This is a genomic window from Pseudomonas sp. LBUM1645 (genome assembly GCF_059716185.1).
This window is the reverse complement of the sequence record NZ_CP166811.1, coordinates 6,900,771-6,924,059: the sequence shown is the minus strand read 5'-3', so window position 1 is coordinate 6,924,059 and position 23,289 is coordinate 6,900,771. Positions and strand designations below refer to the sequence as shown.

Sequence of the window (23,289 nt, the reverse complement as noted above, 5' to 3'; positions counted from 1 at the left end):
ACAGTTATACCGCTATCGCGAGCAAGCTCGCTCCCACAAGGGTTTTGCGTTTCTGCTTAACGTCGGCGTTTTTCCAGCGAGTAAACAAACGGTGCAACGATTTCGATGGCGCCATTGGTCAACATGTCAGCCGGTGGCTTTGGCAGCGGTTGGGCGCGGCGGATCATTTCCAGGGTGGCCCGGTCCAGATCGGCAGTACCAGAGCCGCCCACCAGTTCGAACGACAACACGTTACCTTCAGCATCCACCACGAAACGCAGACGGTTCATGCCTTCCTTGCCCCGCGCCTGCGCACTGGCCGGGTACTTTTTGTACTTGGCCAAGTGAGCGAGCAGGGTGCCTTGCCAACTGGCCTTGGCCGCTTGCTGCGCCGGTGATGGACCCGGTGCCGGCTGAGCGGATTTCTCCGTTGGCGCCCGAGTCGGTTGCGCGTCGCTCGGTTTTTCCTCGGACGGCTTCTCTTTAGGCGGTTCCGGCTTTTTCTCCACAGGCTTGGGCGGTTGAGGCTTTGGCTTGGGTTTGACCGGTTTCGGCACGGCGATCTCGGCCTTCGGCACTTCAGCCAGCTTCGGTATTGGCAGTTCTTCCACCGGGGCGGGTGGCTGTGGCGGCGTTATGACCTTCGGCGGTGCCGGCGGTGGCGGGGCCGGAACCGGCGCCAACTCGACCATCATCGCCTGCGGCGGCAGCTCGATCGGTGGGCGCGACGTCCAGTTCAGCGCCAGCGCAATGGCCAGCGCATGGACGCCCAGCACCACGGCCAGGCTCCCGCTATAACGCGTCAGCTTTTGGCGCGTCGTGATCATTTCTTGACTGCCGTCTCGAGCCCGACCAGACCCACCTTCAGGTAACCGGCAGAGCGCAGGTTGTCCATCACGCTCATCAGGTCGCCATAATCCACGCCTTTATCGGCCTGGAAGAAGATTGTCGTGTCTTTCTTGCCTTTGGTCTTGGCGTCGAGGGTGGCGCCAAGTGCTTCGGCCTTCACTTCGTCTTCGCCGAGGAACAGGCGTTGGTCAGCCTTGACGCTGAGGAACACCGGTTTCTCTGGCCGTGGCGCCGGTTTGGCGCTGGAAGCCGGTAGGTCGACCTTGATGTCCACGGTGGCGAGCGGGGCCGCCACCATGAAGATGATCAACAGCACCAGCATCACGTCGATGAACGGCGTGACGTTGATTTCGTGATTCTCGGCCAGATCGTCGTCTGCGCCTTCTTTCAAATGCAAGCCCATGGCTGATTACCCTACTTTGACCACGTGGGGTTGCGCGGAGCGCTCGGTGGTCGGCAGGTGATCGAGGTCACGGCTGACCAGCAGCAGGACTTCAGCCGAGGCATCGGATACTTGCGCCTTGTAACCGGCAATGGAGCGGGCGAATACGTTGTAGATCACTACGGCTGGAATCGCTGCAACCAGGCCCAATGCGGTTGCCAGCAGGGCTTCGGCGATGCCGGGAGCCACGACGGCGAGGTTGGTGGTCTGGGTTTTGGCGATGCCGATGAAGCTGTTCATGATGCCCCACACGGTGCCGAACAAACCTACGAACGGCGCAGTGGAACCGATGGTGGCGAGCACGCCGGTGCCGCTGCTCATGTTGCGACCGCAGGCTGCAACCAGACGCTCGAGACGGAAGGCGACACGTTCCTTGATGCCTTCTTTCTCGCGGCTGTTGACCGACAAACGCATCTCTTCCAGGGCGTCATGCACCAGCAAATTGGCGAGGGTGCCTTGCTTGGTGGCTGTCACACTGGCTTCTTTAAGGGTGGTGGCTTTTTTCAGGTGGACGATTTCGGTGCGCAGACGACGCTTGGCGCCCATCAGCTCAAAACCCTTGGCGATCCAGATGGTCCAGGTGATGATCGAGGCAATGGCCAGACCGATCATCACGATTTTCACGATGATGTCGGCGTTCTGGTACATGCCCCACGGCGACAGGTCGTGGGCCATGCCCAAGGAGTTGTCGGCTTCGAGGACTTCAGGAGCGTCTTCGGCGGTGGTGTCTACAGCCTGGGCCGGGTCGGTCGCAGCCGGGGTAACGGCCGGTGCGGCGTGATCGGCTGGAGCTGGAGCAACAGTGGCTGCCGGAGCGGCTGGCGCTTGTGCGTCAGCGAAAGCGGCGGTCGGCGCCAGCATCAGGCTGAGCAGCAGGGCGGCCACTGCGCTCCAGGCGCGAGGTCGTTTGGTAGGCGAAGCGGGGAATTGATTGGGTGTCATGCTGGCCGGACCTGAGAAAGAAAAACGGGTAGATGCTCTTCCAGGCCTCGTAAGGCCGAGAACAAAAGTGGCTGGCATTATTGCAATTAATTCTTGTTAACAAAAGTAATAGCGTCTCTTTTTTTCCTCCATTACTAGCCGCTCATCCATTTCGGGCGCTAGTCTGTACCTTTCTTGAGGGAGTTTTCTGATGTCCGCGCCTTCTGTTTTGATCGCCGGCTGCGGTGATGTCGGCAGTCGTCTGGCCACGCAATTGTTAGCTTCCGGGTGGGAGGTTCATGGCCTGAGGCGTGACGTCTCACGCCTGCCCAAGGGGGTAATTGGCGTTGCCGGTGACTTGTTCAATGAAGACTGTCCGGCGACCTGGCCAGTCGGTGCGGTGGATTACCTGGTGTATTGCGCGGCCGCCACCGATCACGATGAAGCCGGTTATCGCGCAGCTTATGTGCAGGGCTTGCAGCATGTGCTGGAGTGGCTGGACGACTACGGGCAGGTGCCCAATCGCCTGCTGTTTGTTTCCAGCAGCAGTGTGTATGGCCAGCAGGATGGCGAGTGGGTCGATGAGACTTCGCCGACCATTGCAACAGGCTATTCGGGTCGATTGATGTTAGAGGCGGAGCAAGTGGCGCTTGATAGCGGCATCCCGGCGAGCATCGTGCGCTTGACCGGTATTTACGGCCCGGGGCGCGAACGGCTGCTGACGCAGGTTCGAGGGGGTTATCGCGTGGCCATCGATCCACCGTTGTACGGCAACCGCATTCACGCCGACGATGCGGCGGGGTTGATGGCGTTTTTGCTTGAGGCTGATCGACGCGGTATGGCGCTGGATGACGTCTACATCGGTGTGGACGATGCGCCTGCGCCGCTGGCCGAAGTGGTGGGCTGGTTGCGTGAGTATCTGGGCGTGACCGAATGGGCCGAAGACGAGAGCGTGCGTCGCACTGGCAGTAAGCAATGCAGCAATGCTCGGGCGAAAGCCTTGGGCTGGACACCGAAGTACCCAAGCTTTCGCGAAGGTTACGCCGCCATTCTTGAAGGTCACTGCTAACTTTCAAACACCGCAAACCAACTGTGGGAGCGAGCTTGCTCGCGATGGCGGCATAACAGTCAACGATGATGTTGAATGTTACAGCCTCATCGCGAGCAAGCTCGCTCCCACATTGTTTTGCATTGGCTTTAGGGCCGGATTACTGCTTTTCCAGCAACCACTTGCGATCACCCGGCGTGAACGATGGCATCTCGTCCGCCTGAGCGGTGTTTACGGCCTGGAGAATCTCCAGTTCTTTGCCTTTGCGCGCAAAGATCCAGGTATTGCCCTGGCCATTCGCTTGCAGCCACATGTTGTCGTTACCGCTGCTCATCGAAGCGCAATCACCGGCCAGACACAAGGCATAGCGGTCCGCACCCGGCAGGCCGGCAACCTGGCCGTCAGCCTGGAATTGCACGGTATTGCCTTCACCGGGACCGCTGACGACTTTCCAGCTGCCGCCCATGTAGGCCGAATACAGTGCGCGTTCGAAACTGGCACCCATCGGTGCGCCGTCCGGCACCGTAACCTGCGCGCGGTCGAAGACTTGCTCCGGCTCATTGTCGCTGGCGACTTGGCTCAGTTGCTTGCCGTCACGCTTCAGCTCGCTGGCGGAGCTGCCATAAAAGTCGACTTTCCAGGCGCCGGATTCTTCGCCCAGCAGCTTGCCGTCGACGTTTTCAAAACCGTTGGTGTAGCGGGCCTGACCGGCCTTGGTGTTGACGTCCCATTCCAGGTTCGGGCCATAGGCCTGGAGCGCTTCGCGCAGGGGGCCGCCTTTGGCTGCAGCATCGATCGCCACCTGATTGATCCAGGTGCCGCTGATGTCGCGATCGGCAGGGTTGCTGGCACATCCGCCCAAGAGTAGGGCGACCAGCGAGAGAGCTAGCGCTTGGCGCATGGTGGAATCCTTTCAGAAACGGAGTCGGCGCAACCTGAAAACGGTTGCGCCGGATGTATTACTCGATGACCAGAATGGCATCCATCTCAACCTGCGAACCCTTTGGCAGGGCTGCTACGCCGATGGCGGCGCGGGCAGGGTAAGGCTGGTCAAAGTACTTGCCCATGATCTCGTTGACCTTGGCGAAGTGGCTCAGGTCGGTGAGGAAGATGTTCAGTTTGACGATGTCCTTGAACGAACCGCCAGCGGCTTCGGCCACGGCTTTGAGGTTCTCGAACACCTGGACGGTCTGGGCTTCGAAGCCTTCAACCAGTTCCATGGTTTTTGGGTCCAGAGGAATTTGACCCGACATGTAAACGGTGTTGCCGGCCTTGATCGCCTGGGAGTAAGTGCCGATGGCGGCTGGGGCCTTGTCGCTGGTGATAACTGTTTTGGTCATGAATGACTCCTTGTAATGAGTGGCTTACGCACGCATGCGAGTGATGCGAATCACCCCGGTCAGGGCGCGCAGTTTCTTGATCACGCGGGCCAGGTGTACACGGTCGTGCACGCTGACCACCAGTTGGACCACGCTGATGCGACCATCGCGTTCGTCCATGCTGATTTTTTCGATATTGCCGTCGGCCGCGTTGACGCTGCTGGCCAGCAGAGCGATCAGGCCGCGCTGGTGTTCCAGCTCGACGCGCAGTTCGACATTGAATTCGCCGGTGACATCCTTGGCCCACGAGAGCTGGATGCATTTTTCCGGGTTGTGGCGGATTTCGCTGATGTTGCGGCAGTTGTCCAGGTGCACGACCATGCCTTTGCCCGCAGACAAGTGGCCGACAATCGGGTCGCCTGGGATCGGTGTGCAGCACTTGGCGTAGCTGAGTACCAGGCCTTCAGTGCCACGAATCGCCAGTGGGCCTTCCGCACTTGGCAGCTGTTCGCCTTCGCCGAGCAGGCGGCGGGCGACCACATAGGCCATGCGATTGCCCAGGCCGATGTCTTCAAGCAAGTCTTCGATCAGTTCCAGGCGGTACTCGGTGAGCATCGCTTTGACGCGCTCGGCTGCGACTTTTTCCAGCGAGCTGTCGAAACCGTTGAGGACCTTGTTCAGCAGTCGTTCGCCGAGGCTGATGGATTCGGAGCGACGTTGCAGTTTCAGCGCATGGCGGATGTGAGTCCGCGCCTTGCCAGTGACCACGAAGTTGAGCCACGCCGGATTCGGTCGCGCGCCGGGTGCGCTGACGATCTCGACCGTGGAGCCGCTTTGCAGCGGTTCGGACAGCGGTGCGAGACGTCGATTGATCCGACAGGCAATGCAGCTGTTGCCCACGTCGGTGTGCACCGCGTAAGCGAAGTCGACCGCCGTGGAGCCTTTTGGCAGCTCCATGATCCGGCCTTTGGGCGTGAACACGTAGACCTCGTCCGGGAACAGGTCGATCTTCACGCTCTCGATGAACTCCAGCGAGTTGCCGGCCCGTTGCTGCATCTCCAGCACGCCTTTGACCCACTGGCGGGCGCGGGCGTGAGTACCTTTTGGCTGCTCATCGCCACTGGATTTATAGAGCCAATGGGCGGCGATGCCGTTGTTGGCCATCTCTTCCATTTCACGGGTGCGGATCTGAATCTCGATCGGTACACCGTGCATGCCGAACAGCGTGGTGTGCAGCGACTGGTAGCCGTTGGCCTTGGGGATCGCGATGTAATCCTTGAAGCGCCCCGGCAGCGGTTTGTACAAATTATGCACAGCACCCAGCACGCGGTAGCAGGTATCGACCTTGTCGACGATGATCCGGAACGCATAGACGTCCATGATCTCGTTGAAGGCCCGACGCTTGCCGCGCATTTTCTTGTAGATGCCGTAGAGGTGTTTCTGGCGACCGCTGACCTCGCCCTGAATGCCGTCGATGGCCAGGCAGTGGCTGAGTGATTCTTCGATCTTGTTGACGATTTCCTTGCGGTTGCCCCGGGCGCGTTTGACCGCCTGGTTGATCCGTGCGGAACGCATCGGGTGCATTGCCTTGAAGCCGAGGTCTTCGAATTCTATGCGGATGGCGTGCATGCCCAGGCGGTTGGCGATGGGCGCATAGATTTCCAGGGTTTCCTTGGCGATCCGTCGGCGCTTTTCGCCGGACAGGACTTCCAGCGTGCGCATGTTGTGCAGGCGGTCAGCCAGTTTGACCAGGATCACGCGAATGTCGCGGGCCATGGCCATGGCCATTTTCTGGAAGTTTTCAGCCTGGGCTTCGGCTTTGGTCTCGAAGTTCATCTGGGTCAGTTTGCTGACCCCGTCGACCAGTTCGGCCACGGTTTCGCCGAACTGCGCTTGCAGCGCTTCCTTGGCAATACCGGTGTCTTCGATCACGTCATGCAGCATCGCAGCCATCAGGCTCTGATGGTCCATGTGCATGTCGGCAAGAATATTCGCAACCGCGAGTGGGTGCGTGACGTACGCCTCACCGCTACGGCGGCGTTGGCCGTCGTGGGCTTGTTCGGCGTAGAAGTACGCTCGGCGGACCAGATTGACCTGGTCCTTGCCGAGGTAGGTCGATAAGCGATCGGCGAGGGCGTCTATGCTCGGCATGATGAAACCTGCCGTTCGCTGTGACCCCGCGCCGTGCTACGTCGACCAGGCATGGCTTAGACTGCCTCGTTGGACTCGTCCTCGAACGCTGCGAACAGCGGTTCGTCTTCGACGATTTCAGCGTTGGCGATGAACTCGTAGCTCATCAGGCCTTCAGCGATTTCACGCAAGGCTACAACGGTAGGCTTGTCGTTTTCCCACTGAACCAGTGGCTCTTTGCCGCCGGTGGCCAGTTGACGGGCACGCTTGGTAGACAGCATGACCAGCTCAAAGCGGTTTTCCACGTGGTTTAGGCAATCTTCAACGGTTACGCGGGCCATGGTATTCCTCGGAGCGAATGCAATATGCGCGCTGCCCGGTTGGGCGAGCGGACTGAACAGTTTAAAAAATCACCAGCGATTAGGGAAGCGCTGATTTTTTGACCAAGCCCTTCAACGCGCTGCAAGTGCCAATGTAAAGCCCTTGCAACGGTTTTGGGAAGAGCTGTTTAGCCGAGCAATTCGGCCAAAAGTTTTCCGTTACGCTGCTGCTGGCGCTTCTGATGCAGCTGATTGGCACGGAAAATCGCCTGCAAATCGCGCAGTGCGTGGGCGAAATCGTCGTTGATGATCAGGTAATCGTAGTCGACGTAGTGACTCATCTCGCTGACGGCTTCGCGCATCCGGCCTTCGATGATCTCGTCGCTGTCCTGGCCACGGTTGGTCAGGCGCTGGTGCAAGGCCTCCAGGGACGGCGGCAGAATGAAGATCGAACGGGCCTGTGGCATCAACTTGCGTACTTGCTCGGCGCCTTGCCAGTCGATTTCCAGAATCAGGTCGTGGCCTTCGTCCAGGGTCTGCTGCAGGTGGCTTTGCGAAGTGCCATAGAGATTGCCGAACACTTCGGCACGCTCGAGGAAATCCCCATGCTCGATCATCTTCACGAACTCGCTGCGTTCGACGAAGTGATAGTTCACGCCGTTCACTTCACCGGGGCGCATGGCGCGGGTGGTGTGGGAGACGGAGACGCGGATCTCCTGATCAGCGTCGGTCAGGGCCTTGACCAGGCTGCTCTTGCCCGCGCCCGAAGGTGCGGAAATGATGTACAGGGTGCCGGTGCTGTGGGTCATGTCAGGGTTGCCTTACTCAATATTCTGCACTTGTTCGCGCATCTGCTCGATCAACACTTTGAGGTTGACCGCCGCCTGGGTGCTGCGCGGGTCGAAGGCTTTGGAGCCCAGTGTGTTGGCTTCGCGGTTGAGCTCCTGCATCAGGAAGTCCAGGCGCCGACCGGCAGCGCCGCCGGATTTGAGCACCCGGCGAACTTCAATGATGTGAGTGCTCAGGCGATCCAGTTCTTCGGCGACGTCGCTCTTTTGCGCGAGCATGACCATTTCCTGCTCCAGCCGCTGCGGGTCCATCTCGGCCTTCATGTCGGCAAAGCGGTCGAGGACTTTCTGGCGCTGGGTGGCGAGCATCTGCGGGACCAGTTCACGCAGGGTCACCACGTCTTCTTCAATGGAGGTCAGGCGATCGTTGATCAACCGCGCCAGCTCCGCGCCTTCGCGCTCGCGGCCGGCCTTGAGTTCTTTCAGGCCTTCGTTGAACAGCGCCAGCGCTTCGGCATTCAAGGCTTGCGGGTCGGTGGCATCGCCCACCAGCACACCGGGCCAGGCCAGGACTTCCAGTGGGTTCAGCGCGGCCGGATTTTTGATCAGGCCGGCGATGGTCTCGGCGGCAGCGACCAATTGCGCGGCGCGCTCGCGGTCCACTTGCAGTGGTTTGTCGGTGTTTTCTTCGGTGAAGCGCAGGGTGCATTCGAGCTTGCCCCGGGAGATTCCCTGACGCAGCGCTTCGCGGACCGCGCCTTCGAGGTCGCGAAAGGACTCCGGCAGACGCAGGTGCGGCTCCAGGTAGCGGCTGTTGACCGAGCGCAGTTCCCAGCTCAGGGTGCCTTGGGCGCCGGCTTTTTCGACGCGGGCAAAGGCGGTCATGCTGTGCACCATGGAGGTACCTCGCAATGCAGGTCCATGCGTTACCAAAGGTTTCGCAGACCCGATCTATATGAATTTAAGCCCAGAGGCAGCAAAGGCGCAGGATTGTAGCGCAGTGGGGCGAATGCGCCCAAACACACGGTGTGACAAAGGGCTGCAGGTCGTCGGCAAAGCGCTATTCAGGGCCTTCAGTCGTCGGGGGATTTTTTAGAAGTGCCCACTCGTGGCCCTGCGGCTCTATAATGCTCCGCAGTTTTCCGTCCCCCGTACAGGTATTCCCTATGAAACGTCCAAGTGGTCGCGCTGCCGATCAGCTCCGCTCGATCCGCATTACCCGCAACTACACCAAACACGCCGAGGGATCTGTACTGGTCGAGTTCGGTGATACCAAAGTCATCTGCACCGTCAGCGTCGAGAACGGCGTGCCGCGTTTCCTCAAAGGTCAGGGCCAAGGCTGGTTGACCGCTGAATACGGCATGCTGCCGCGCGCCACTGGCGAGCGTAACCAGCGTGAAGCGAGCCGCGGCAAACAAGGCGGCCGCACCCTGGAAATCCAGCGTCTGATCGGCCGTTCCCTGCGCGCTTCGCTGGACATGTCCAAGCTGGGCGACGTCACCCTGTACGTCGACTGCGACGTGATCCAGGCTGACGGCGGCACCCGCACCGCGTCCATCACCGGCGCCATGGTTGCACTGGTCGATGCCTTGAAAGTGATCAAGAAGCGCGGCGGCCTGAAAGGCGGCGACCCGCTGAAGCAAATGATCGCTGCCGTATCGGTGGGCATGTATCAGGGTGAGCCGGTACTCGACCTCGACTACCTGGAAGACTCGGCTGCCGAGACTGACCTGAACGTGGTGATGACCAGCACTGGCGGCTTCATCGAAGTCCAGGGCACTGCCGAAGGCGCTCCGTTCCAGCCGGAAGAACTGAACGCTATGCTTGAGTTGGCGAAGAAAGGCATGACCGAAATCTTCGAGCTGCAAAAGGCTGCACTGGCCGACTGATCGGACTGCTCCACGCAAGGAGGACGCCATGAGTGACGAGCAACAGCTGCTTCCCACCCCGAGCAAAGAGGTTCGGCAGTGGGCAATGTTTTGTCACCTGTCCGCCTTGCTGGGGATCTGGGTTCCGTTCGGTACGCTGATCGGCCCGCTGATTCTCTGGCAGATGAAGCGTGAGATGGACCCGTTTGTTGATGCTCAAGGCAAGGAGGCGCTGAACTTCCAGATCACCGTCGCCATTGCCTCCGCCATCTGCTTGCTGCTGATGGTGGTGATCGTCGGGTTCTTCCTGTTCGGTCTGTTGGCGATCGGTGCGCTGGTGCTGACGATCATCGCCGGCGTGAAGGCCAATGAAGGGGTGCCTTACCGGTATCCGTTCACTTGGCGGTTGATCAAATAACGATCAATGAGAATCCCTGTGGGAGCGAGCTTGCTCGCGATAGCGGTCTGACAGTCGCTGCATCAGAGCCTGTTCTACCGTCATCGCGAGCAAGCTCGCTCCCACAAAAAGCCAGAAATCAGCGCGCACAAAAAAGCCGACAGCGATGTCGGCTTTTTTGTGTGTACGAAAAGACGCTTAGATGGTCAGCGTCCAGTCGTAGTCCACGATCAGCGGTGCATGTTGCGAGAACCGTGGCTGACGTGGCAAGCGTGCGCTACGTACGAAGCGACGCAGGCCCGGAGTCAGCAACTGATAGTCGAAACGCCAACCGAGGTTGAGCATTTCAGCCTGTTCGTTATCCGGCCACCAGCTGTACTGGTCACCTTCACGGCTGACTTCACGCAGGGCATCGACATAGCCCATGTTGCCGACAATCTCGTCCATCCAGGCACGTTCAGGTGCCAGGAAGCCCGGGGATTGCTGGCTGTCACGCCAGTTCTTGATATCCAGCTTCTGTTGCGCCACGTACAGCGAGCCACAGTAAATGTACTCGCGACGTTTGCGTCGCTGTTTATCCAGATAACGGGCGAAATCGTCCATTAGCTTGAACTTCTGGTTCAAGTCTTCATCGCCATTCTGCCCCGAAGGGAGCAGCAAGGTCGCGATGCTGACCTTATCGAAATCGGCTTGCAGGTAGCGCCCGTAGCGGTCGGCCGTCTCGAACCCGAGACCGCTGATGACTGCCTTCGGTTGCAGCCGCGAATACAAAGCCACGCCACCTTGGGCGGGTACTTCGGCTTCGCAGGCATAAAGGAAGTAGCCATCCAGTTGGAAGGCTGGATCGTCCAGTTCAAAGGCGGAGGCGCGGGTGTCCTGCAGGCAGATGACGTCGGCATTCTGTGCTTGCAGCCAACTGAGCAACCCTCGCTCCACTGCAGCCTGAATACCATTGACGTTCACACTGATGATCCGCATAAATGGCCCCAAAAATCGCGTGCGTGTATGATACACGGCGTCAACCTAATTAGCTAAATCCGTGGTATTTGGGGTTTTTTTCATGCAAGCGTATCAGCGCGATTTCATTCGTTTTGCCATCGATCGCGGCGTTTTGCGCTTCGGCGAGTTCACCCTGAAGTCCGGACGCACCAGTCCTTACTTCTTCAATGCCGGCCTGTTCAACTCGGGTTCGGCCCTTGCGCAGCTGGGTCGTTTCTATGCGGCGGCCATCGTCGAGAGCGGTATTTCGTTCGACGTTTTGTTCGGTCCAGCCTACAAGGGCATCCCTTTGGCGGCGACCACCGCAGTGGCCCTGGCTGAACATCATGGCCGTGATTTGCCGTGGTGCTTCAACCGCAAGGAAGCCAAGGCTCACGGCGAAGGCGGCAGTCTGGTCGGCGCACCGTTGACCGGCGACGTGCTGATCATCGACGACGTGATCACCGCTGGCACTGCCATCCGCGAGGTGATGCAGATCATCGCTTCCCAGGACGGCGCCAAGGCGGCGGGCGTGCTCATCGCCCTGAACCGTCAGGAGCGTGGCAACGGCGAGTTGTCGGCCATCCAGGAAGTAGAGCGTGACTTCGGCATCCCGGTGATCAGCATTGTTTCGCTGAACCAGGTGCTCGAATTCCTGGCGGACGATCCGCAGCTCAAGCAGCATTTGCCGGCAGTCGAAGCCTACCGCGCCCAGTTCGGCGTCTGACCACAATCACCTGTGAGAGCGAGCTTGCTCGCGATGAGGCCATCACATTCAACATTGATGTGACTGAAAGACCGCTATCGCGAGCAAGCTCGCTCCCACAGGGTTGTGTAGGCCCAAAAGACCCCGCTCAGTCGACCTGAGCGGGGTCTTTTTTTTGCCGTCAGCGAAGCCTTCGCCATTTTCCTATCAGCTTTAGCGCCACCCCGACGTTGAACAGCGCAAACACCATCAGTGCAAACACAACCATCACATAAAGCGTGCGATCCACGTCAAAGTCCCAAAGATCCAGCGTGCTGCTACCCATGATTTTCACAGCGGCAGGCAAGTTGACGTAAAACAGCGCCATGAAGGCGCTGGTCAGAGGGAGGGCGCAGGCGAACAAAACGTTCGTTACCTTTTTTCGACTACGTTTTCTCGCGAGCGGGCCAGATTGGCTTTCATCCAGCTCCAGTGCTTCATGCAGCCTGGGCCAAGCCAGGTTGAACATGAAAGTGGTCAGGGTCAGCAGCAAACCGCTGACCGCGACGATGTCACTGAACGGCATTCAGCCCCAGCGTCCTGCACAGCAAGTCGTGAGAGTCTTCGCTAATCTCGAACTGCCCCGCGCTGCCTTTACGTTTTGTGATGGGTTTGAAGGTCGGTTCGTTCTGTGTGATCAGCATGTTCAGCTCATCACGAATGACGTCCGAACTGATCACCACCAGGTACACCGTCTGCGCATGTTCCGCAGACTCGATCACGGCTCGCATGCTGTGCTGCAGAATATCGTCCAGCTGATTGCGAAAGCGCGAAACGGTGTTTTTCAGCAGGGTTTTGCTTTGGCTCTGGGTCAGCTGAAAAATCGTCGATATCTGAGATTCGGTCGGCAATGTCTGCCCGAAGTAGCTTTGAATCAGATACAGCAAGCGGTCCTGTTTCGCTTCATCGGCCCGACTCGGCATGCCGCCTTCAACCAGCATTTTCAAGTATTCGGTCAGGCTCGCCTTGGCGATACGCTGTAAGGCATGAGCGATTTCGCTGTCGGAAATCTTCAGGGTCTTTTTGACCGGCTCCTTCTGCTCCTGCTCGAAAGCCTGGGCGTCGATCGTGAACGAGATCTGCATGGCTGAGTCTCCCGTGATCACTTGCCGGATTTCGGATAAGGATCGTCCGTTGCGTCTCCTTGGCCGCTGAGAATTTTCCAGCCGTTTTGTACGTGCAATGAATCCAGGCGTTGCGGGCAGGGCGGCAAGGATTTTTTCGATTGGTTGGAATATTCGTAGCCGCAGTCGGCGCATTCGTAGGTGCCTGCGGAAACGTCGCTGCCGTTAGGTGCGTAAACTTTTTGCATGGGGTCGTTCTCCTGTGGATACAGGGAAGATCCTATGCGGACTAGTGCTGGCGGGATGTCGGACGTTTCGCTTAATCAGGTCAGGCATTTCCTGCGCGCATAAAAAAGATCGCAGACTTCGTCAGCTCCTACGGAATATTCGTACATCCATAGGTGCTGCTGAAGGGTGCGATCTTTTGACGTTCTTGAATCAGTGACGCTTGCGATTGCTGATCAAGGTACCCACACCGGTGTCGGTGAAGATTTCCAGAAGAATCGCATTCGGCACCCGGCCATCGATGATCAACGAGCTGCCCACGCCACCTTGCACGGCTTCCAGCGCGCAACGGATCTTCGGCAGCATGCCGCCGTAGATGGTGCCGTCGGCGATCAGCTCATCGACCTGTTGGGTGGTCAGGCCAGTGAGGACCGTGCCCGACTTGTCCATCAGGCCGGCGATGTTGGTCAGCAGCATCAGCTTTTCAGCTTTCAGCGCTTCGGCGACTTTGCCGGCCACCAGGTCAGCGTTGATGTTGTACGACTCGCCGTTGGCGCCGACACCGATTGGCGCGATCACCGGGATGAAGTCACCTTTTACCAGCAGGTTCAGCAGGTCGGTGTTGATGCCGACCACTTCGCCCACTTGGCCGATGTCGATGATTTCCGGTTGGGTCATCTCTGGCGTCTGGCGGGTCACGGTGAGTTTCTTCGCACGAATCAGCTCGGCGTCTTTACCAGTCAGGCCGATGGCGCTACCGCCATGACGGTTGATCAGGTTGACGATGTCCTTGTTCACCTGGCCGCCGAGGACCATTTCCACCACGTCCATGGTCTGCGCGTCAGTCACGCGCATGCCATCGATGAAGTGGCTCTCGATCGACAGACGCTTGAGCAGGTCGCCGATTTGCGGGCCGCCGCCGTGAACCACCACCGGGTTAATGCCGACGGCTTTCATCAGCACGATGTCGCGGGCGAAGCCGGTTTTCAGCTCCTCGCTTTCCATCGCGTTGCCGCCGTATTTGATCACCAGCGTCTTGCCGACATAGCGGCGAATGTAAGGCAGCGCTTCGGACAGGACCTTGGCGGTGTTGGCGGCGGCTTCGCGTTCGAGGGTCATTCAGGGCTCCGGGTACTTCAGAAGATCAAAACGGTAATTGGAGATCAGGTGCAACACGCTTCAACTGGACTTTGAATACGTCCTTGATGCGCTGCAATTCCGCCTCGTCATCGGCCTCGAAGCGCAACACCAGCACCGGTGTGGTGTTGGACGCGCGAACCAGGCCCCAGCCTTTGGCGTAGTCGACTCGCACGCCGTCGATGGTGGTCAGGTTGGCGCCTTCGCCCCACTTCGCGTCGTGCAGTGCATCAATGATGCTGAATTTGCTCTCTTCGGTCACATGGATATTGATTTCCGGCGTAGAAATATCGTTCGGGAAGGTCGCAAACAGCTCTTCCGCGGTGGATTTTTCTTTGCTGAGGATCTCCAGCAGACGAGCGGCGCTGTAAATGCCGTCGTCGAAGCCGAACCAGCGTTCCTTGAAGAAGATGTGCCCACTCATTTCGCCGGCCAACAGGGCGCCGGTTTGTTTCATTTTCTTTTTGATCAACGAGTGACCGGTCTTCCACATTAGCGGACGGCCGCCGTACTCCTTGATCAATGGCGTCAGGCGACGGGTGCATTTGACGTCGAAGATGATCTCCGCGTCAGCGTTGCGCGCCAGTACGTCACGGGCGAACAGCATCAGCAGGCGGTCCGGGTAAACGATGCTGCCGGTGTTGGTCACCACGCCGACGCGGTCGCCGTCGCCGTCGAAAGCCAGGCCCAGGTCAGCGTTGGTTTCCTTGACCTTGGCGATCAGGTCCACGAGGTTTTCAGGCTTGCCCGGATCCGGATGGTGGTTCGGGAAGTTGCCGTCGACGTCGCAGAACAGCGGGATAACTTCGCAGTTCAAGGCTTCGATCAGTTGTGGGGCGATCACGCCGGCCGCGCCGTTGCCGCAGTCGACCACGACTTTTAGGCGACGAGCCAGTTTGATGTCCTGGACGATTTCGGTGTTGTAGCGGTCGAGGATTTCGACCTGGGTGATGCTGCCCTTGCCGCTGCTCAGGTTGTTGGTCTTGAGGCGTTCGTGCAGGGCCTGGATCTGTTCGTTGGCCAGGGTGTCGCCAGCGATGACGATCTTGAAGCCGTTGTAGTTCGACGGGTTGTGGCTGCCGGTGAGCATCACGCCGGACTTGCCGGCCAGCACGTTGGCGGCGTAGTACAGCGCTGGCGTTGGCACCAGGCCGACGTCGCTGACGTGGCAACCGCTGTCGGCGAGGCCTTTGATCAGTTGTTCGACCAGTTCCGGACCGGACAGGCGACCGTCACGACCGACGGACACGTTCGGTTCATCCTGGGCCAGGCTCTGGGAGCCGATGGCGCGACCGAGCCAATAAGCGGTTTCAGCGTTCAAGAATTCCGGGACGGTGCCGCGAATATCGTAGGCGCGGAAGATGCTGTCGGGGAACTTGGGTGCGACTTGGGCTGGGGTGCTCATTACTGGAAATGCTCCATCTCGAAGGGTGGCTGGACCTGCTGCGAAGAACTCGTCGACAGGTTCAAACTGAAGGGTATGACGGCGTTTTCCACTGAGAGTTCGTGGTGTGTAAAGGCCATGACCCCGGCATCAGCGTGTTATGGAACGGCCAATGCCTTGATTTTCAGTGATAAACCTTCCAGATGACGTCTGTGCAATTTGTGGTGAGGAAGCTTGCTCCCTCACCAGAAGGTCGTCAGCTTTTCGATCAATGGCTGCCGGAATGTCCGAAACCGCCAGTGCCACGCTCGGTTTCAACGAACTCTTCGACCATCTCGAAGTGCGCTTGAACCACTGGCACCAGAACCAGCTGAGCCAAACGCTCGCCGACCACCATGTTGAAGTCGGTCTGGCCACGGTTCCAGCACGACACCATCAGCGGGCCTTGATAATCGGAGTCGATCAGGCCGACCAGGTTGCCCAGCACGATGCCGTGCTTATGGCCCAGGCCCGAGCGCGGCAGAATCAGCGCCGCCAGGCCTGGATCACCGATGTACACCGACAGGCCGGTAGGAATCAGCAGGGTTTCGCCCGGCTTGATGACGGTGTCTTTTTCCAGCATGGCGCGCAGGTCGAGGCCGGCGGAGCCTGGCGTGGCGTACTGCGGCAGCGGGAAATCGGTACCGATGCGAGGGTCGAGGATCTTGGCTTGCAAAGTGTGCATGTAAATTAAACCTGGTTCAGACGTTCGGCGATAAAAGTGATCAGCTGGCGAGCAATCTTGCTCTTGCTGGTCTGGGCGAAAAGTGTGGCGTGTAGCTGGCGGTCGATCACGCTGCAGGCGTTTTCTTCGCTGTTGAAGCCAATGCTCGGGTTGGCGACGTCGTTGGCGACGATCAAATCGAGGTTCTTGTCTTTCAGCTTGCGGGCAGCGTAGTCGAGCAGGTGTTCGGTTTCGGCGGCGAATCCGACACTGAACGGACGATCGGGGCGCGTGGCGATGGTGGCCAGGATGTCCGGGTTACGCACCATCTGTAGCAACAAGCCGTCGCCGTTCGTAGGGTCTTTCTTGAGTTTCTGTGGGGCGACGACTTCCGGGCGGTAATCCGCGACCGCTGCCGAAGCGATGAACAGGTCGCAAGGGATCGCGGCTTCACAAGCGGCGAGCATGTCGCGGGCGCTGACCACATCGATACGCGTGACGCGATCCGGGGTCGGCAGGTGCACCGGGCCGGTGATCAGCGTTACGCGGGCGCCGGCTTCCACTGCGGCCTCGGCCAGGGCAAAGCCCATCTTTCCGGAGCTGTGGTTGGTGATGTAGCGCACCGGGTCGATGTTTTCCTGGGTTGGGCCAGCGGTGATCAGCACGTGTTTGCCGGTCAGCGCCTGACGCTGGAAGCAGTCCGCCGCGCACTGGGCGAGGTCGGTGGCTTCGAGCATGCGACCCATGCCGACGTCGCCGCAGGCTTGGCTGCCGGAGGCCGGGCCGAAGGTTTTCAGGCCACGGCTTTCGAGGGTTTGCAGGTTGGCCTGAGTGGCCGGGTCGCGCCACATGGCCTGGTTCATTGCAGGCGCAACGGCGACCACGGCGTCGGTGGCCAGCACCAGCGTGGTCAGCAGGTCGTCGGCAATGCCTTGGGCCAGGCGGGCGATCAGGTCCGCAGTGGCGGGGGCGATCAGCACCAGGTCGGCCCATTTGGCCAGCTCGATGTGGCCCATTGCGGCTTCAGCTGCGGGGTCCAACAGATCGAGGTGAACCGGATGCCCGGACAAGGCCTGCATGGTCAACGGCGTGATGAACTCGCTGCCGCCACGGGTCATGACCACGCGCACTTCGGCGCCCTGGTCGATCAGGCGGCGAACGAGGTCGGCGCTCTTGTAGGCAGCAATGCCGCCGCCGACGCCCAGAACGATGCGTTTCCGATACAGCCGCTGCATAGGTCTGCCTTTCATTTCGTTGATGACTGCATGGCGATACCCCCTCCCCAGGAGTGAAATCGCCCGCAAAAAAGATGGGCTACGATATCACAGCGACCGCTACGGAACAGCGGCGCCCACAGACCAGGGAGGTGCTATGAGTATTCGTGATTGGCCAGCGGCGGAACGGCCGCGGGAGAGGTTGCTTGAGTTGGGCTCGGGGAGTCTTTCGGATGCCGAACTGCTGGCGATTTTTTTACGAACCGGCGTGTCGGGTAAAAGCGCGGTAGATCTGGCGCGACACCTGTTAAATCAGTTTGGCAGTCTGCGTGCACTGCTCGAGGCCGATCAGGATGCGTTCAGCAGGGAGTTGGGGCTCGGGCCGGCGAAATTCGCTCAGTTGCAAGCGGTCCAGGAGATGAGCCGGCGGCATTTGGCCGAACGTGCGCGGCAAAAATCGGCGCTGGAAAATCCGCAGGCGGTTCGTGATTACCTGAAGTCAATGTTGCGCCATGAGCCTCACGAGGTGTTTGGCTGTCTGTTTTTGGATTCCAAGCATCAAGTGCTGACCTTTGAAGTGCTGTTTCGCGGCTCCATCGACAGCACCAGTGTCTATCCGAGACAAGTGGTTAAACGCGCGTTGGCCCACAACGCCGCAGCGTTGATCCTCTGCCATAACCATCCGTCGGGGAATACCAACCCCAGTCAAGCCGACCGAGTGCTGACCAAGCGCCTGCAAGAGGCGCTGGACCTGATCGATGTGCGGGTGCTCGACCATTTCATCATCGGTGACGGCGATCCGCTGTCCATGGCCGAGTACGGGTGGATGTAGCGGGGCGACGAACACAAAACCCCTGTGGGAGCGAGCTTGCTCGCGATGGCGTCGTGTCAGTCACCCAATTCAGTGATTGAAGGACCGCTATCGCGAGCAAGCTCGCTCCCACAGGTTTTGTGGCGATGCTGATTACTTGAGGTTGACCTTCGAGTAATCCTGACGACCAAACGGGCTGACCGAGTAGCCCTCAACGTCCTTGCGCGTCAGCGCGAAGGCGGTCGGGTGGGCCAGCGGCAGCCACAGCGCCTGTTGCTGGATCTGTGCCTGAGCCTGCTCGTAGAGCTTGGTGCGCACACCTTGCTCGCCGGTGGTCTTGCCGGCGCTGATCAGCTTGTCCAGGTCCTGGTTGCAGTAGCGGGCGAAGTTGGTGCCGGACTTGACCGCCGCGCAGGAAAACTGCGGCGTGAGGAAGTTGTCCGGGTCGCCGTTGTCGCCGGCCCAGCCCATGAACAGCAGGTCGTGTTCACCGGCCTTGGCGCGGCGGATCAGTTCGCCCCATTCGATCACCCGAATCTCGGCCTGGATGCCGATTTCCGCGAGGTCCGATTGCAGCATTTGAGCGCTGAGGCTCGGGTTCGGGTTGAGCAGGCTGCCAGAAGGTCGGGTCCAGATGGTGGTTTGGAAGCCGTCCTTGAGCCCGGCCTTGGCCATGAGTGCTTTGGCTTTTTCGACGTCATGCGGATAACCCGGCAGGCCTTTGGCATAGCTCCAGGTGTTCGGCGGGTATGGGCCGTTGGCGGCCTCGGCGGTGTCCTCGAACACGGCTTTGACGTAGGTGGCCTTGTCGAACGCGAGGTTGATCGCCTGGCGCACTTCAGGCTTGTCCAGCGGCGGATGCTGGCTGTTGATGCCGACGAACGCGGTCATGAAGGCGTCAGTCTTTTCGACTTTCAGGGTAGGTTCTTTCAGCGCTGCCTGTACGTCCAGAGGCTTGGGCGACAGGGCGATCTGGCACTCGTTGCGGCGCAATTTCTGCAAACGCACGTTGGCGTCAGGGGTGATGGCGAAAATCAGCGGATCCACCGAAGGCTTGCCGCGGAAGTAGTCCGGGTTGGCCTTGTAGCGAATCGAGGCATCTTTCTGGAAACGCGTGAAGATGAACGGCCCGCTGCCGATTGGCTGGCTGTTGAGCTTCTCGGTAGTACCGGCCTTCAGCAATTTGTCGGCGTACTCGGCCGAGTAAATCGAGGCGAAGCCCATGCTCAGGGTTGCGAGGAAGGTCGAGTCCGGGTGGTCGAGGGTGAAGCGCACGGTCAGCGGGTCCAGTGCGTCGATCTTCTTGATCAGTGCGGGCAACTGCATCGACTGGGCGTGCGGGAAGCCGCTCTGGGCGACTTTGTGCCAAGGGTTTGCCGGGTCGAGCATGCGGTCGAAGCTGAACTTCACGTCTTCGGCGGTCATGTCGCGCGACGGACTGAAGTACTCGGTACGGTGGAATTTCACCTGCGGGTGCAATTTGAACACATAGGTCAGGCCGTCGGGCGTGACTTCCCAGCTGTCCGCGAGGCTGGCGACCACTTTGCCGCTGGCGGTATCGAAGTCCACCAGACGGTTCATCAGCACGTCGGCCGAGGCGTTGGTGGTGGTCAGCGAGTTGTATTGCACCACGTCGAACCCTTCCGGGCTTGCCTCGGTGCAGACGCTCAGGGCGGCGGCATGGGCCAATGGGCTCAGCAGAAGCGGGGCAAGCAGCAGCGGTAGGGCAGCGAGGCGCATGGTCGGATTCCTTTACAGATCGAAGGCCCATCTGCAAGTGCAGTCTGGAAAAGGCTTACCCTAGTGGGCTCTTTTGTAAATGACTATCCCCTTTTTCATTTTAAGGGGACTATGTGCGCTTGTTTTCGGTGGTGCGGGCCGAGGAAAACCCGGAATCGGTCGATTGGCCGATTCTCTGCGACGAGCGGTCTTCATCGACGATAGCCTTTATCCAAGGCGCTTAGAGCCAGAAAAACGGGCTTTTTATTAAGTCTGTGCACACGGAATGTTGTTGCTCTCCAGTCTTTCTGGTATAAAGCAGCGCTCTTTTCTAGGGGCCCGGTTCCTTCACTGTAGGTGTAGCCGGTAAGACCTCTAAAGAAACGCGGCGCCTGGCGCCAAATGACTGAGAGATTAAGCGGCCAACCCATGCCGGGTTGGGCATGTGGTTTTAGAGGGCTGAGGCATGTCGAGAGTATGTCAAGTTACCGGTAAGGGTCCGGTGACTGGGAATAACATTTCCCACGCAAACAACAAAACCCGTCGTCGTTTCCTGCCGAACCTGCAGCATCATCGCTTCTGGGTTGAAGAAGAGAAACGTTTCGTGCGTCTGCGCGTATCTGCCAAAGGCATGCGTATCATCGACAAGCGTGGCATCACTGTCGTGCTGGCCGAAATCCGCAAAGCCGGCAAGATCTAAGGGAGCTAATCATGCGTGAATTGATTCGTTTGATTTCGAGCGCCGGTACTGGTCACTTCTACACTACCGACAAGAACAAGCGTACTACCCCGGACAAAATCGAGATCAAGAAATTTGATCCGGTTGTTCGCAAGCACGTGATCTACAAAGAAGGCAAAATCAAGTAATTGATTTTTCCCTCTTACGAAAAAGGCCCGTATCGCGAGATACGGGCCTTTTTTGTTGCCTAGGGTTTTGTGTTGCCCTTCAGGGCCTCATCGCGAGCAAGCTCGCTCCCACAGGTTTTGTGATCGACACAGATCCCCTGTGGGAGCGAGCTTGCTCGCGATGAGGCCGGCTGGGACAACCCTAATCCTCAGGCTTTCTGTTCAAACACCACATAGATCTTGCGGCACGGCTCCAGCACCTCCCAGGTGCCTCTGAACCCGGCCGGGATCACGAAACGATCGCCCACGCGCAGGGTCTTGCCGTTGCCTTCGTTGTCGCGCAGCACTGAAACTCCCTGAACGATCTCGCAGTATTCATGCTCGCTGTAGTTCACATGCCACTGGCCGACTTCGCCTTCCCACACACCTGCGCTCATCTGGCCGCAAGGGCTGTTGTAGTGGTTGTACACTGCTTGTTCAGGGTCGCCCTTGAGGACTTTCGCCGGGTCTGGTCGATAGCGATCGGGCTGGGTGGTGGCCTGGTTGAAGTCGACGATGTCCTGGATGCTCATTGTTGTAATCCCCCGTGATTGCGGCGCGAGTGGTTGGAAAGTCCAAAGTCTATGTTTATTAAAATGAACACCGCAAGGCCGTTTGCCGACCTTGTGTCAAATATATTGAAACAACCCCGGCCACTGGTTTAGGGTGGCAGTTGCCTTGGGCCGAAAAATCAGGCCGGCTGGGCAGAATTCCTGAGGACGCCCGCGAAAACCGCGGGGCGCTCGTATTCAACAAGAGGAGGACACTCGTATGACCACCCTGACTCGTGCCGATTGGGAACAACGGGCTCGCGATCTGAAGATCGAAGGCCGCGCCTACATCAATGGCGAATACACCGATGCTGTCTCCGCCGAGACCTTCGAGTGCATCAGCCCGGTCGATGGCCGTCTGCTGGGCAAGATTGCCAGCTGTGACGCCGCCGACGCCCAGCGCGCTGTTGAAAACGCCCGCACCACTTTCAATTCCGGCGTCTGGTCGCGCCTGGCGCCAACCAAACGCAAAGCCACCATGATCCGTTTCGCCGGCCTGCTGAAGCAGCACGCCGAAGAGCTGGCCCTGCTTGAAACCCTGGACATGGGCAAGCCGATCAGCGATTCCCTGTACATCGACGTTCCAGGCGCGGCGCAAGCCCTGAGCTGGAGCGGTGAAGCCATCGACAAGATCTACGACGAAGTGGCCGCGACTCCCCATGACCAACTGGGTCTGGTGACCCGCGAACCAGTCGGCGTAGTCGGCGCGATCGTGCCGTGGAACTTCCCGTTGATGATGGCTTGCTGGAAACTCGGTCCGGCGCTGTCGACCGGTAACTCGGTGATCCTCAAACCGTCCGAAAAATCGCCGCTGACTGCGATCCGCATCGCTGCGCTGGCCGTTGAAGCCGGTATCCCGAAAGGCGTGCTGAACGTGCTGCCGGGTTACGGTCACACCGTCGGCAAGGCCCTGGCCCTGCACAACGACGTGGACACCCTGGTGTTCACCGGTTCGACCAAAATCGCCAAGCAACTGCTGATCTACTCCGGCGAATCGAACATGAAGCGCGTCTGGCTCGAAGCCGGCGGCAAGAGCCCGAACATCGTGTTCGCTGATGCACCGGACCTGCAAGCTGCCGCTGAATCGGCTGCCGGCGCCATCGCCTTCAACCAGGGCGAAGTCTGCACCGCCGGCTCGCGCCTGCTGGTGGAGCGTTCGATCAAGGATAAATTCCTGCCGCTGGTGATCGAGGCCCTCAAAACCTGGAAGCCGGGCAACCCGTTGGATCCGGCAACCAACGTCGGCGCGCTGGTGGATACCCAGCAGATGAACACCGTGCTGTCCTACATCGAATCCGGCCACACCGACGGCGCCAAACTGGTGGCGGGCGGCAAGCGCATTCTTCAGGAAACCGGTGGCACCTACGTTGAGCCGACGATTTTCGACGGCGTCAGCAACGCGATGAAAATCGCTCAGGAAGAAATCTTCGGCCCAGTGCTGTCGGTGATCACTTTCGATACCGCCGAAGAAGCCATTGCGATTGCCAACGACACCCCTTACGGCTTGGCCGCAGCGGTGTGGACCAAGGATATTTCCAAGGCCCATCTGACTGCCAAGGCACTGCGCGCTGGTAGCGTGTGGGTCAACCAGTATGACGGCGGCGACATGACGGCCCCGTTCGGTGGCTTCAAGCAGTCCGGCAACGGTCGCGACAAGTCGCTGCACGCGTTCGACAAGTACACCGAGCTGAAGGCGACCTGGATCAAGTTGTAAGCACCACGCAACGAAGATCCCCTGTGGGAGCGAGCTTGCTCGCGATAGCGGTATGACAGTCGACGTCAATGTTGAATGTGAAACTGCTATCGCGAGCA

Annotated in this window: 26 protein-coding genes and 1 pseudogene; 8 read left to right on the top strand and 19 right to left on the bottom strand. The window is 59.3% G+C overall.

The window, feature by feature from the left end:
* Window positions 1–56: 56 nt before the first annotated feature.
* From ACA079_RS31650 to exbB, 3 genes are read right to left on the bottom strand one after another with little or no spacing between them, the layout of a single operon-like run.
* Window positions 57–806, bottom strand: coding sequence for a TonB family protein (locus tag ACA079_RS31650; RefSeq protein ID WP_095126904.1), 750 nt, complete (start codon window positions 804–806; stop codon window positions 57–59).
* A complete protein-coding gene (gene exbD / locus ACA079_RS31645; RefSeq protein ID WP_129439980.1) occupies window positions 803–1,231 on the bottom strand; it encodes a TonB system transport protein ExbD in 429 nt (142 codons plus the stop codon). The genes ACA079_RS31650 and exbD overlap by 4 nt, the downstream gene beginning before the upstream one ends.
* A gap of 6 nt (window positions 1,232–1,237) precedes the next feature.
* Entirely contained in the window at window positions 1,238–2,212 is a 975-nt protein-coding gene (gene exbB / locus ACA079_RS31640) for a tonB-system energizer ExbB (protein WP_497702063.1), read from the bottom strand.
* A 190-nt stretch (window positions 2,213–2,402) separates the two neighbouring features.
* Here exbB and ACA079_RS31635 point away from each other — a divergent pair, with 190 nt between their 5' ends.
* Window positions 2,403–3,260, top strand: a complete 858-nt coding sequence (locus ACA079_RS31635) for an SDR family oxidoreductase (RefSeq protein ID WP_497702062.1) — start codon at window positions 2,403–2,405, stop codon at window positions 3,258–3,260.
* A 139-nt stretch (window positions 3,261–3,399) separates the two neighbouring features.
* Here ACA079_RS31635 and ACA079_RS31630 read toward each other — a convergent pair whose 3' ends face one another.
* The 6 genes from ACA079_RS31630 to ACA079_RS31605 form a co-directional block, all read right to left on the bottom strand.
* Entirely contained in the window at window positions 3,400–4,140 is a 741-nt protein-coding gene (locus ACA079_RS31630; protein ID WP_497702061.1) for a hypothetical protein, read from the bottom strand.
* Between the two features lie 58 nt (window positions 4,141–4,198).
* Complete coding sequence (locus ACA079_RS31625) at window positions 4,199–4,579, bottom strand: RidA family protein (RefSeq protein ID WP_003229509.1); 381 nt, start codon at window positions 4,577–4,579, stop codon at window positions 4,199–4,201.
* A 24-nt stretch (window positions 4,580–4,603) separates the two neighbouring features.
* Window positions 4,604–6,709, bottom strand: a complete 2,106-nt coding sequence (spoT, locus tag ACA079_RS31620) for a bifunctional GTP diphosphokinase/guanosine-3',5'-bis pyrophosphate 3'-pyrophosphohydrolase (RefSeq protein WP_033059343.1) — start codon at window positions 6,707–6,709, stop codon at window positions 4,604–4,606.
* 56 nt (window positions 6,710–6,765) lie between these two features.
* Window positions 6,766–7,029, bottom strand: a complete 264-nt coding sequence (rpoZ, locus tag ACA079_RS31615) for a DNA-directed RNA polymerase subunit omega (RefSeq protein ID WP_007894670.1) — start codon at window positions 7,027–7,029, stop codon at window positions 6,766–6,768.
* A 167-nt stretch (window positions 7,030–7,196) separates the two neighbouring features.
* Window positions 7,197–7,817 (bottom strand): guanylate kinase, encoded by a 621-nt coding sequence (gene gmk, locus ACA079_RS31610; RefSeq protein ID WP_497702060.1) that lies wholly within the window; start codon window positions 7,815–7,817, stop codon window positions 7,197–7,199.
* Between the two features lie 12 nt (window positions 7,818–7,829).
* Window positions 7,830–8,693, bottom strand: a complete 864-nt coding sequence (locus tag ACA079_RS31605; RefSeq protein WP_008150145.1) for a YicC/YloC family endoribonuclease — start codon at window positions 8,691–8,693, stop codon at window positions 7,830–7,832.
* 269 nt (window positions 8,694–8,962) lie between these two features.
* On the opposite strand from ACA079_RS31605, the gene rph reads away from it, so the two are divergent.
* Complete coding sequence (rph, locus tag ACA079_RS31600) at window positions 8,963–9,685, top strand: ribonuclease PH (protein WP_010465211.1); 723 nt, start codon at window positions 8,963–8,965, stop codon at window positions 9,683–9,685.
* A gap of 28 nt (window positions 9,686–9,713) precedes the next feature.
* Window positions 9,714–10,082 carry a DUF4870 domain-containing protein gene (locus ACA079_RS31595; RefSeq protein WP_429511573.1) on the top strand — a complete coding sequence of 123 codons (369 nt, stop codon included), beginning with the start codon at window positions 9,714–9,716 and terminating at the stop codon, window positions 10,080–10,082.
* 177 nt (window positions 10,083–10,259) lie between these two features.
* Here the strand turns inward: ACA079_RS31595 and crc are convergent, their stop codons facing one another.
* Entirely contained in the window at window positions 10,260–11,039 is a 780-nt protein-coding gene (gene crc, locus ACA079_RS31590; protein ID WP_007934608.1) for a catabolite repression control protein Crc, read from the bottom strand.
* Between the two features lie 82 nt (window positions 11,040–11,121).
* Here crc and pyrE point away from each other — a divergent pair, with 82 nt between their 5' ends.
* Window positions 11,122–11,766: an orotate phosphoribosyltransferase gene (gene pyrE / locus ACA079_RS31585; protein ID WP_007894680.1), complete on the top strand. Its 645-nt coding sequence runs from the start codon at window positions 11,122–11,124 to the stop codon at window positions 11,764–11,766.
* A gap of 160 nt (window positions 11,767–11,926) precedes the next feature.
* Here the strand turns inward: pyrE and ACA079_RS31580 are convergent, their stop codons facing one another.
* The 7 genes and pseudogenes from ACA079_RS31580 to coaBC form a co-directional block, all read right to left on the bottom strand.
* Window positions 11,927–12,310 carry a hypothetical protein gene (locus ACA079_RS31580; protein WP_497702059.1) on the bottom strand — a complete coding sequence of 128 codons (384 nt, stop codon included), beginning with the start codon at window positions 12,308–12,310 and terminating at the stop codon, window positions 11,927–11,929.
* Window positions 12,297–12,869, bottom strand: a complete 573-nt coding sequence (locus tag ACA079_RS31575) for a hypothetical protein (RefSeq protein ID WP_438658595.1) — start codon at window positions 12,867–12,869, stop codon at window positions 12,297–12,299. The genes ACA079_RS31580 and ACA079_RS31575 overlap by 14 nt, the downstream gene beginning before the upstream one ends.
* A 17-nt stretch (window positions 12,870–12,886) precedes the next feature.
* On the bottom strand, window positions 12,887–13,096 hold the full coding sequence (locus ACA079_RS31570; protein ID WP_134420911.1) for a hypothetical protein: 210 nt from the start codon (window positions 13,094–13,096) through the stop codon (window positions 12,887–12,889).
* Between the two features lie 190 nt (window positions 13,097–13,286).
* Window positions 13,287–14,192, bottom strand: coding sequence for an acetylglutamate kinase (argB, locus tag ACA079_RS31565; protein WP_010465204.1), 906 nt, complete (start codon window positions 14,190–14,192; stop codon window positions 13,287–13,289).
* A 25-nt stretch (window positions 14,193–14,217) separates the two neighbouring features.
* Window positions 14,218–15,621: pseudogene (locus ACA079_RS31560) on the bottom strand (phosphomannomutase/phosphoglucomutase); the annotation flags it as partial.
* A gap of 241 nt (window positions 15,622–15,862) precedes the next feature.
* On the bottom strand, window positions 15,863–16,318 hold the full coding sequence (gene dut, locus ACA079_RS31555) for a dUTP diphosphatase (RefSeq protein WP_123367156.1): 456 nt from the start codon (window positions 16,316–16,318) through the stop codon (window positions 15,863–15,865).
* 5 nt (window positions 16,319–16,323) lie between these two features.
* A complete protein-coding gene (gene coaBC / locus ACA079_RS31550) occupies window positions 16,324–17,532 on the bottom strand; it encodes a bifunctional phosphopantothenoylcysteine decarboxylase/phosphopantothenate--cysteine ligase CoaBC (protein ID WP_008150165.1) in 1,209 nt (402 codons plus the stop codon).
* A gap of 136 nt (window positions 17,533–17,668) precedes the next feature.
* Here coaBC and radC point away from each other — a divergent pair, with 136 nt between their 5' ends.
* On the top strand, window positions 17,669–18,343 hold the full coding sequence (gene radC, locus ACA079_RS31545; RefSeq protein ID WP_497702058.1) for a RadC family protein: 675 nt from the start codon (window positions 17,669–17,671) through the stop codon (window positions 18,341–18,343).
* Window positions 18,344–18,475: 132 nt separating this feature from the next.
* Here radC and ACA079_RS31540 read toward each other — a convergent pair whose 3' ends face one another.
* Entirely contained in the window at window positions 18,476–20,062 is a 1,587-nt protein-coding gene (locus tag ACA079_RS31540; protein WP_497702057.1) for an ABC transporter substrate-binding protein, read from the bottom strand.
* 445 nt (window positions 20,063–20,507) lie between these two features.
* Between ACA079_RS31540 and rpmB the strand changes: the two genes are divergently transcribed.
* A complete protein-coding gene (gene rpmB / locus ACA079_RS31535; protein ID WP_007894701.1) occupies window positions 20,508–20,741 on the top strand; it encodes a 50S ribosomal protein L28 in 234 nt (77 codons plus the stop codon).
* An 11-nt stretch (window positions 20,742–20,752) separates the two neighbouring features.
* On the top strand, window positions 20,753–20,908 hold the full coding sequence (gene rpmG, locus ACA079_RS31530) for a 50S ribosomal protein L33 (protein WP_007894709.1): 156 nt from the start codon (window positions 20,753–20,755) through the stop codon (window positions 20,906–20,908).
* A gap of 188 nt (window positions 20,909–21,096) precedes the next feature.
* On the opposite strand, the gene ACA079_RS31525 is transcribed toward rpmG, so the two are convergent.
* Complete coding sequence (locus ACA079_RS31525; RefSeq protein ID WP_497702056.1) at window positions 21,097–21,459, bottom strand: cupin domain-containing protein; 363 nt, start codon at window positions 21,457–21,459, stop codon at window positions 21,097–21,099.
* A gap of 238 nt (window positions 21,460–21,697) precedes the next feature.
* On the opposite strand from ACA079_RS31525, the gene ACA079_RS31520 reads away from it, so the two are divergent.
* A complete protein-coding gene (locus ACA079_RS31520; protein WP_497632101.1) occupies window positions 21,698–23,191 on the top strand; it encodes an aldehyde dehydrogenase in 1,494 nt (497 codons plus the stop codon).
* Window positions 23,192–23,289 lie beyond the last annotated feature (98 nt).

Excerpts from the sequence above, each read along its gene's own strand:
- ACA079_RS31650 (WP_095126904.1), bottom strand. The coding sequence starts at position 806 with ATGATCACGACGCGCCAAAAGCTGACGCGTTATAGCGGGAGCCTGGCC.
- exbD (WP_129439980.1), bottom strand. The coding sequence starts at position 1,231 with ATGGGCTTGCATTTGAAAGAAGGCGCAGACGACGATCTGGCCGAGAAT.
- exbB (WP_497702063.1), bottom strand. The coding sequence starts at position 2,212 with ATGACACCCAATCAATTCCCCGCTTCGCCTACCAAACGACCTCGCGCC.
- ACA079_RS31635 (WP_497702062.1), top strand. The coding sequence starts at position 2,403 with ATGTCCGCGCCTTCTGTTTTGATCGCCGGCTGCGGTGATGTCGGCAGT.
- ACA079_RS31630 (WP_497702061.1), bottom strand. The coding sequence starts at position 4,140 with ATGCGCCAAGCGCTAGCTCTCTCGCTGGTCGCCCTACTCTTGGGCGGA.
- ACA079_RS31625 (WP_003229509.1), bottom strand. The coding sequence starts at position 4,579 with ATGACCAAAACAGTTATCACCAGCGACAAGGCCCCAGCCGCCATCGGC.
- spoT (WP_033059343.1), bottom strand. The coding sequence starts at position 6,709 with ATGCCGAGCATAGACGCCCTCGCCGATCGCTTATCGACCTACCTCGGC.
- rpoZ (WP_007894670.1), bottom strand. The coding sequence starts at position 7,029 with ATGGCCCGCGTAACCGTTGAAGATTGCCTAAACCACGTGGAAAACCGC.
- gmk (WP_497702060.1), bottom strand. The coding sequence starts at position 7,817 with ATGACCCACAGCACCGGCACCCTGTACATCATTTCCGCACCTTCGGGC.
- ACA079_RS31605 (WP_008150145.1), bottom strand. The coding sequence starts at position 8,693 with ATGGTGCACAGCATGACCGCCTTTGCCCGCGTCGAAAAAGCCGGCGCC.
- rph (WP_010465211.1), top strand. The coding sequence starts at position 8,963 with ATGAAACGTCCAAGTGGTCGCGCTGCCGATCAGCTCCGCTCGATCCGC.
- ACA079_RS31595 (WP_429511573.1), top strand. The coding sequence starts at position 9,714 with ATGAGTGACGAGCAACAGCTGCTTCCCACCCCGAGCAAAGAGGTTCGG.
- crc (WP_007934608.1), bottom strand. The coding sequence starts at position 11,039 with ATGCGGATCATCAGTGTGAACGTCAATGGTATTCAGGCTGCAGTGGAG.
- pyrE (WP_007894680.1), top strand. The coding sequence starts at position 11,122 with ATGCAAGCGTATCAGCGCGATTTCATTCGTTTTGCCATCGATCGCGGC.
- ACA079_RS31580 (WP_497702059.1), bottom strand. The coding sequence starts at position 12,310 with ATGCCGTTCAGTGACATCGTCGCGGTCAGCGGTTTGCTGCTGACCCTG.
- ACA079_RS31575 (WP_438658595.1), bottom strand. The coding sequence starts at position 12,869 with ATGCAGATCTCGTTCACGATCGACGCCCAGGCTTTCGAGCAGGAGCAG.
- ACA079_RS31570 (WP_134420911.1), bottom strand. The coding sequence starts at position 13,096 with ATGCAAAAAGTTTACGCACCTAACGGCAGCGACGTTTCCGCAGGCACC.
- argB (WP_010465204.1), bottom strand. The coding sequence starts at position 14,192 with ATGACCCTCGAACGCGAAGCCGCCGCCAACACCGCCAAGGTCCTGTCC.
- dut (WP_123367156.1), bottom strand. The coding sequence starts at position 16,318 with ATGCACACTTTGCAAGCCAAGATCCTCGACCCTCGCATCGGTACCGAT.
- coaBC (WP_008150165.1), bottom strand. The coding sequence starts at position 17,532 with ATGCAGCGGCTGTATCGGAAACGCATCGTTCTGGGCGTCGGCGGCGGC.
- radC (WP_497702058.1), top strand. The coding sequence starts at position 17,669 with ATGAGTATTCGTGATTGGCCAGCGGCGGAACGGCCGCGGGAGAGGTTG.
- ACA079_RS31540 (WP_497702057.1), bottom strand. The coding sequence starts at position 20,062 with ATGCGCCTCGCTGCCCTACCGCTGCTGCTTGCCCCGCTTCTGCTGAGC.
- rpmB (WP_007894701.1), top strand. The coding sequence starts at position 20,508 with ATGTCGAGAGTATGTCAAGTTACCGGTAAGGGTCCGGTGACTGGGAAT.
- rpmG (WP_007894709.1), top strand. The coding sequence starts at position 20,753 with ATGCGTGAATTGATTCGTTTGATTTCGAGCGCCGGTACTGGTCACTTC.
- ACA079_RS31525 (WP_497702056.1), bottom strand. The coding sequence starts at position 21,459 with ATGAGCATCCAGGACATCGTCGACTTCAACCAGGCCACCACCCAGCCC.
- ACA079_RS31520 (WP_497632101.1), top strand. The coding sequence starts at position 21,698 with ATGACCACCCTGACTCGTGCCGATTGGGAACAACGGGCTCGCGATCTG.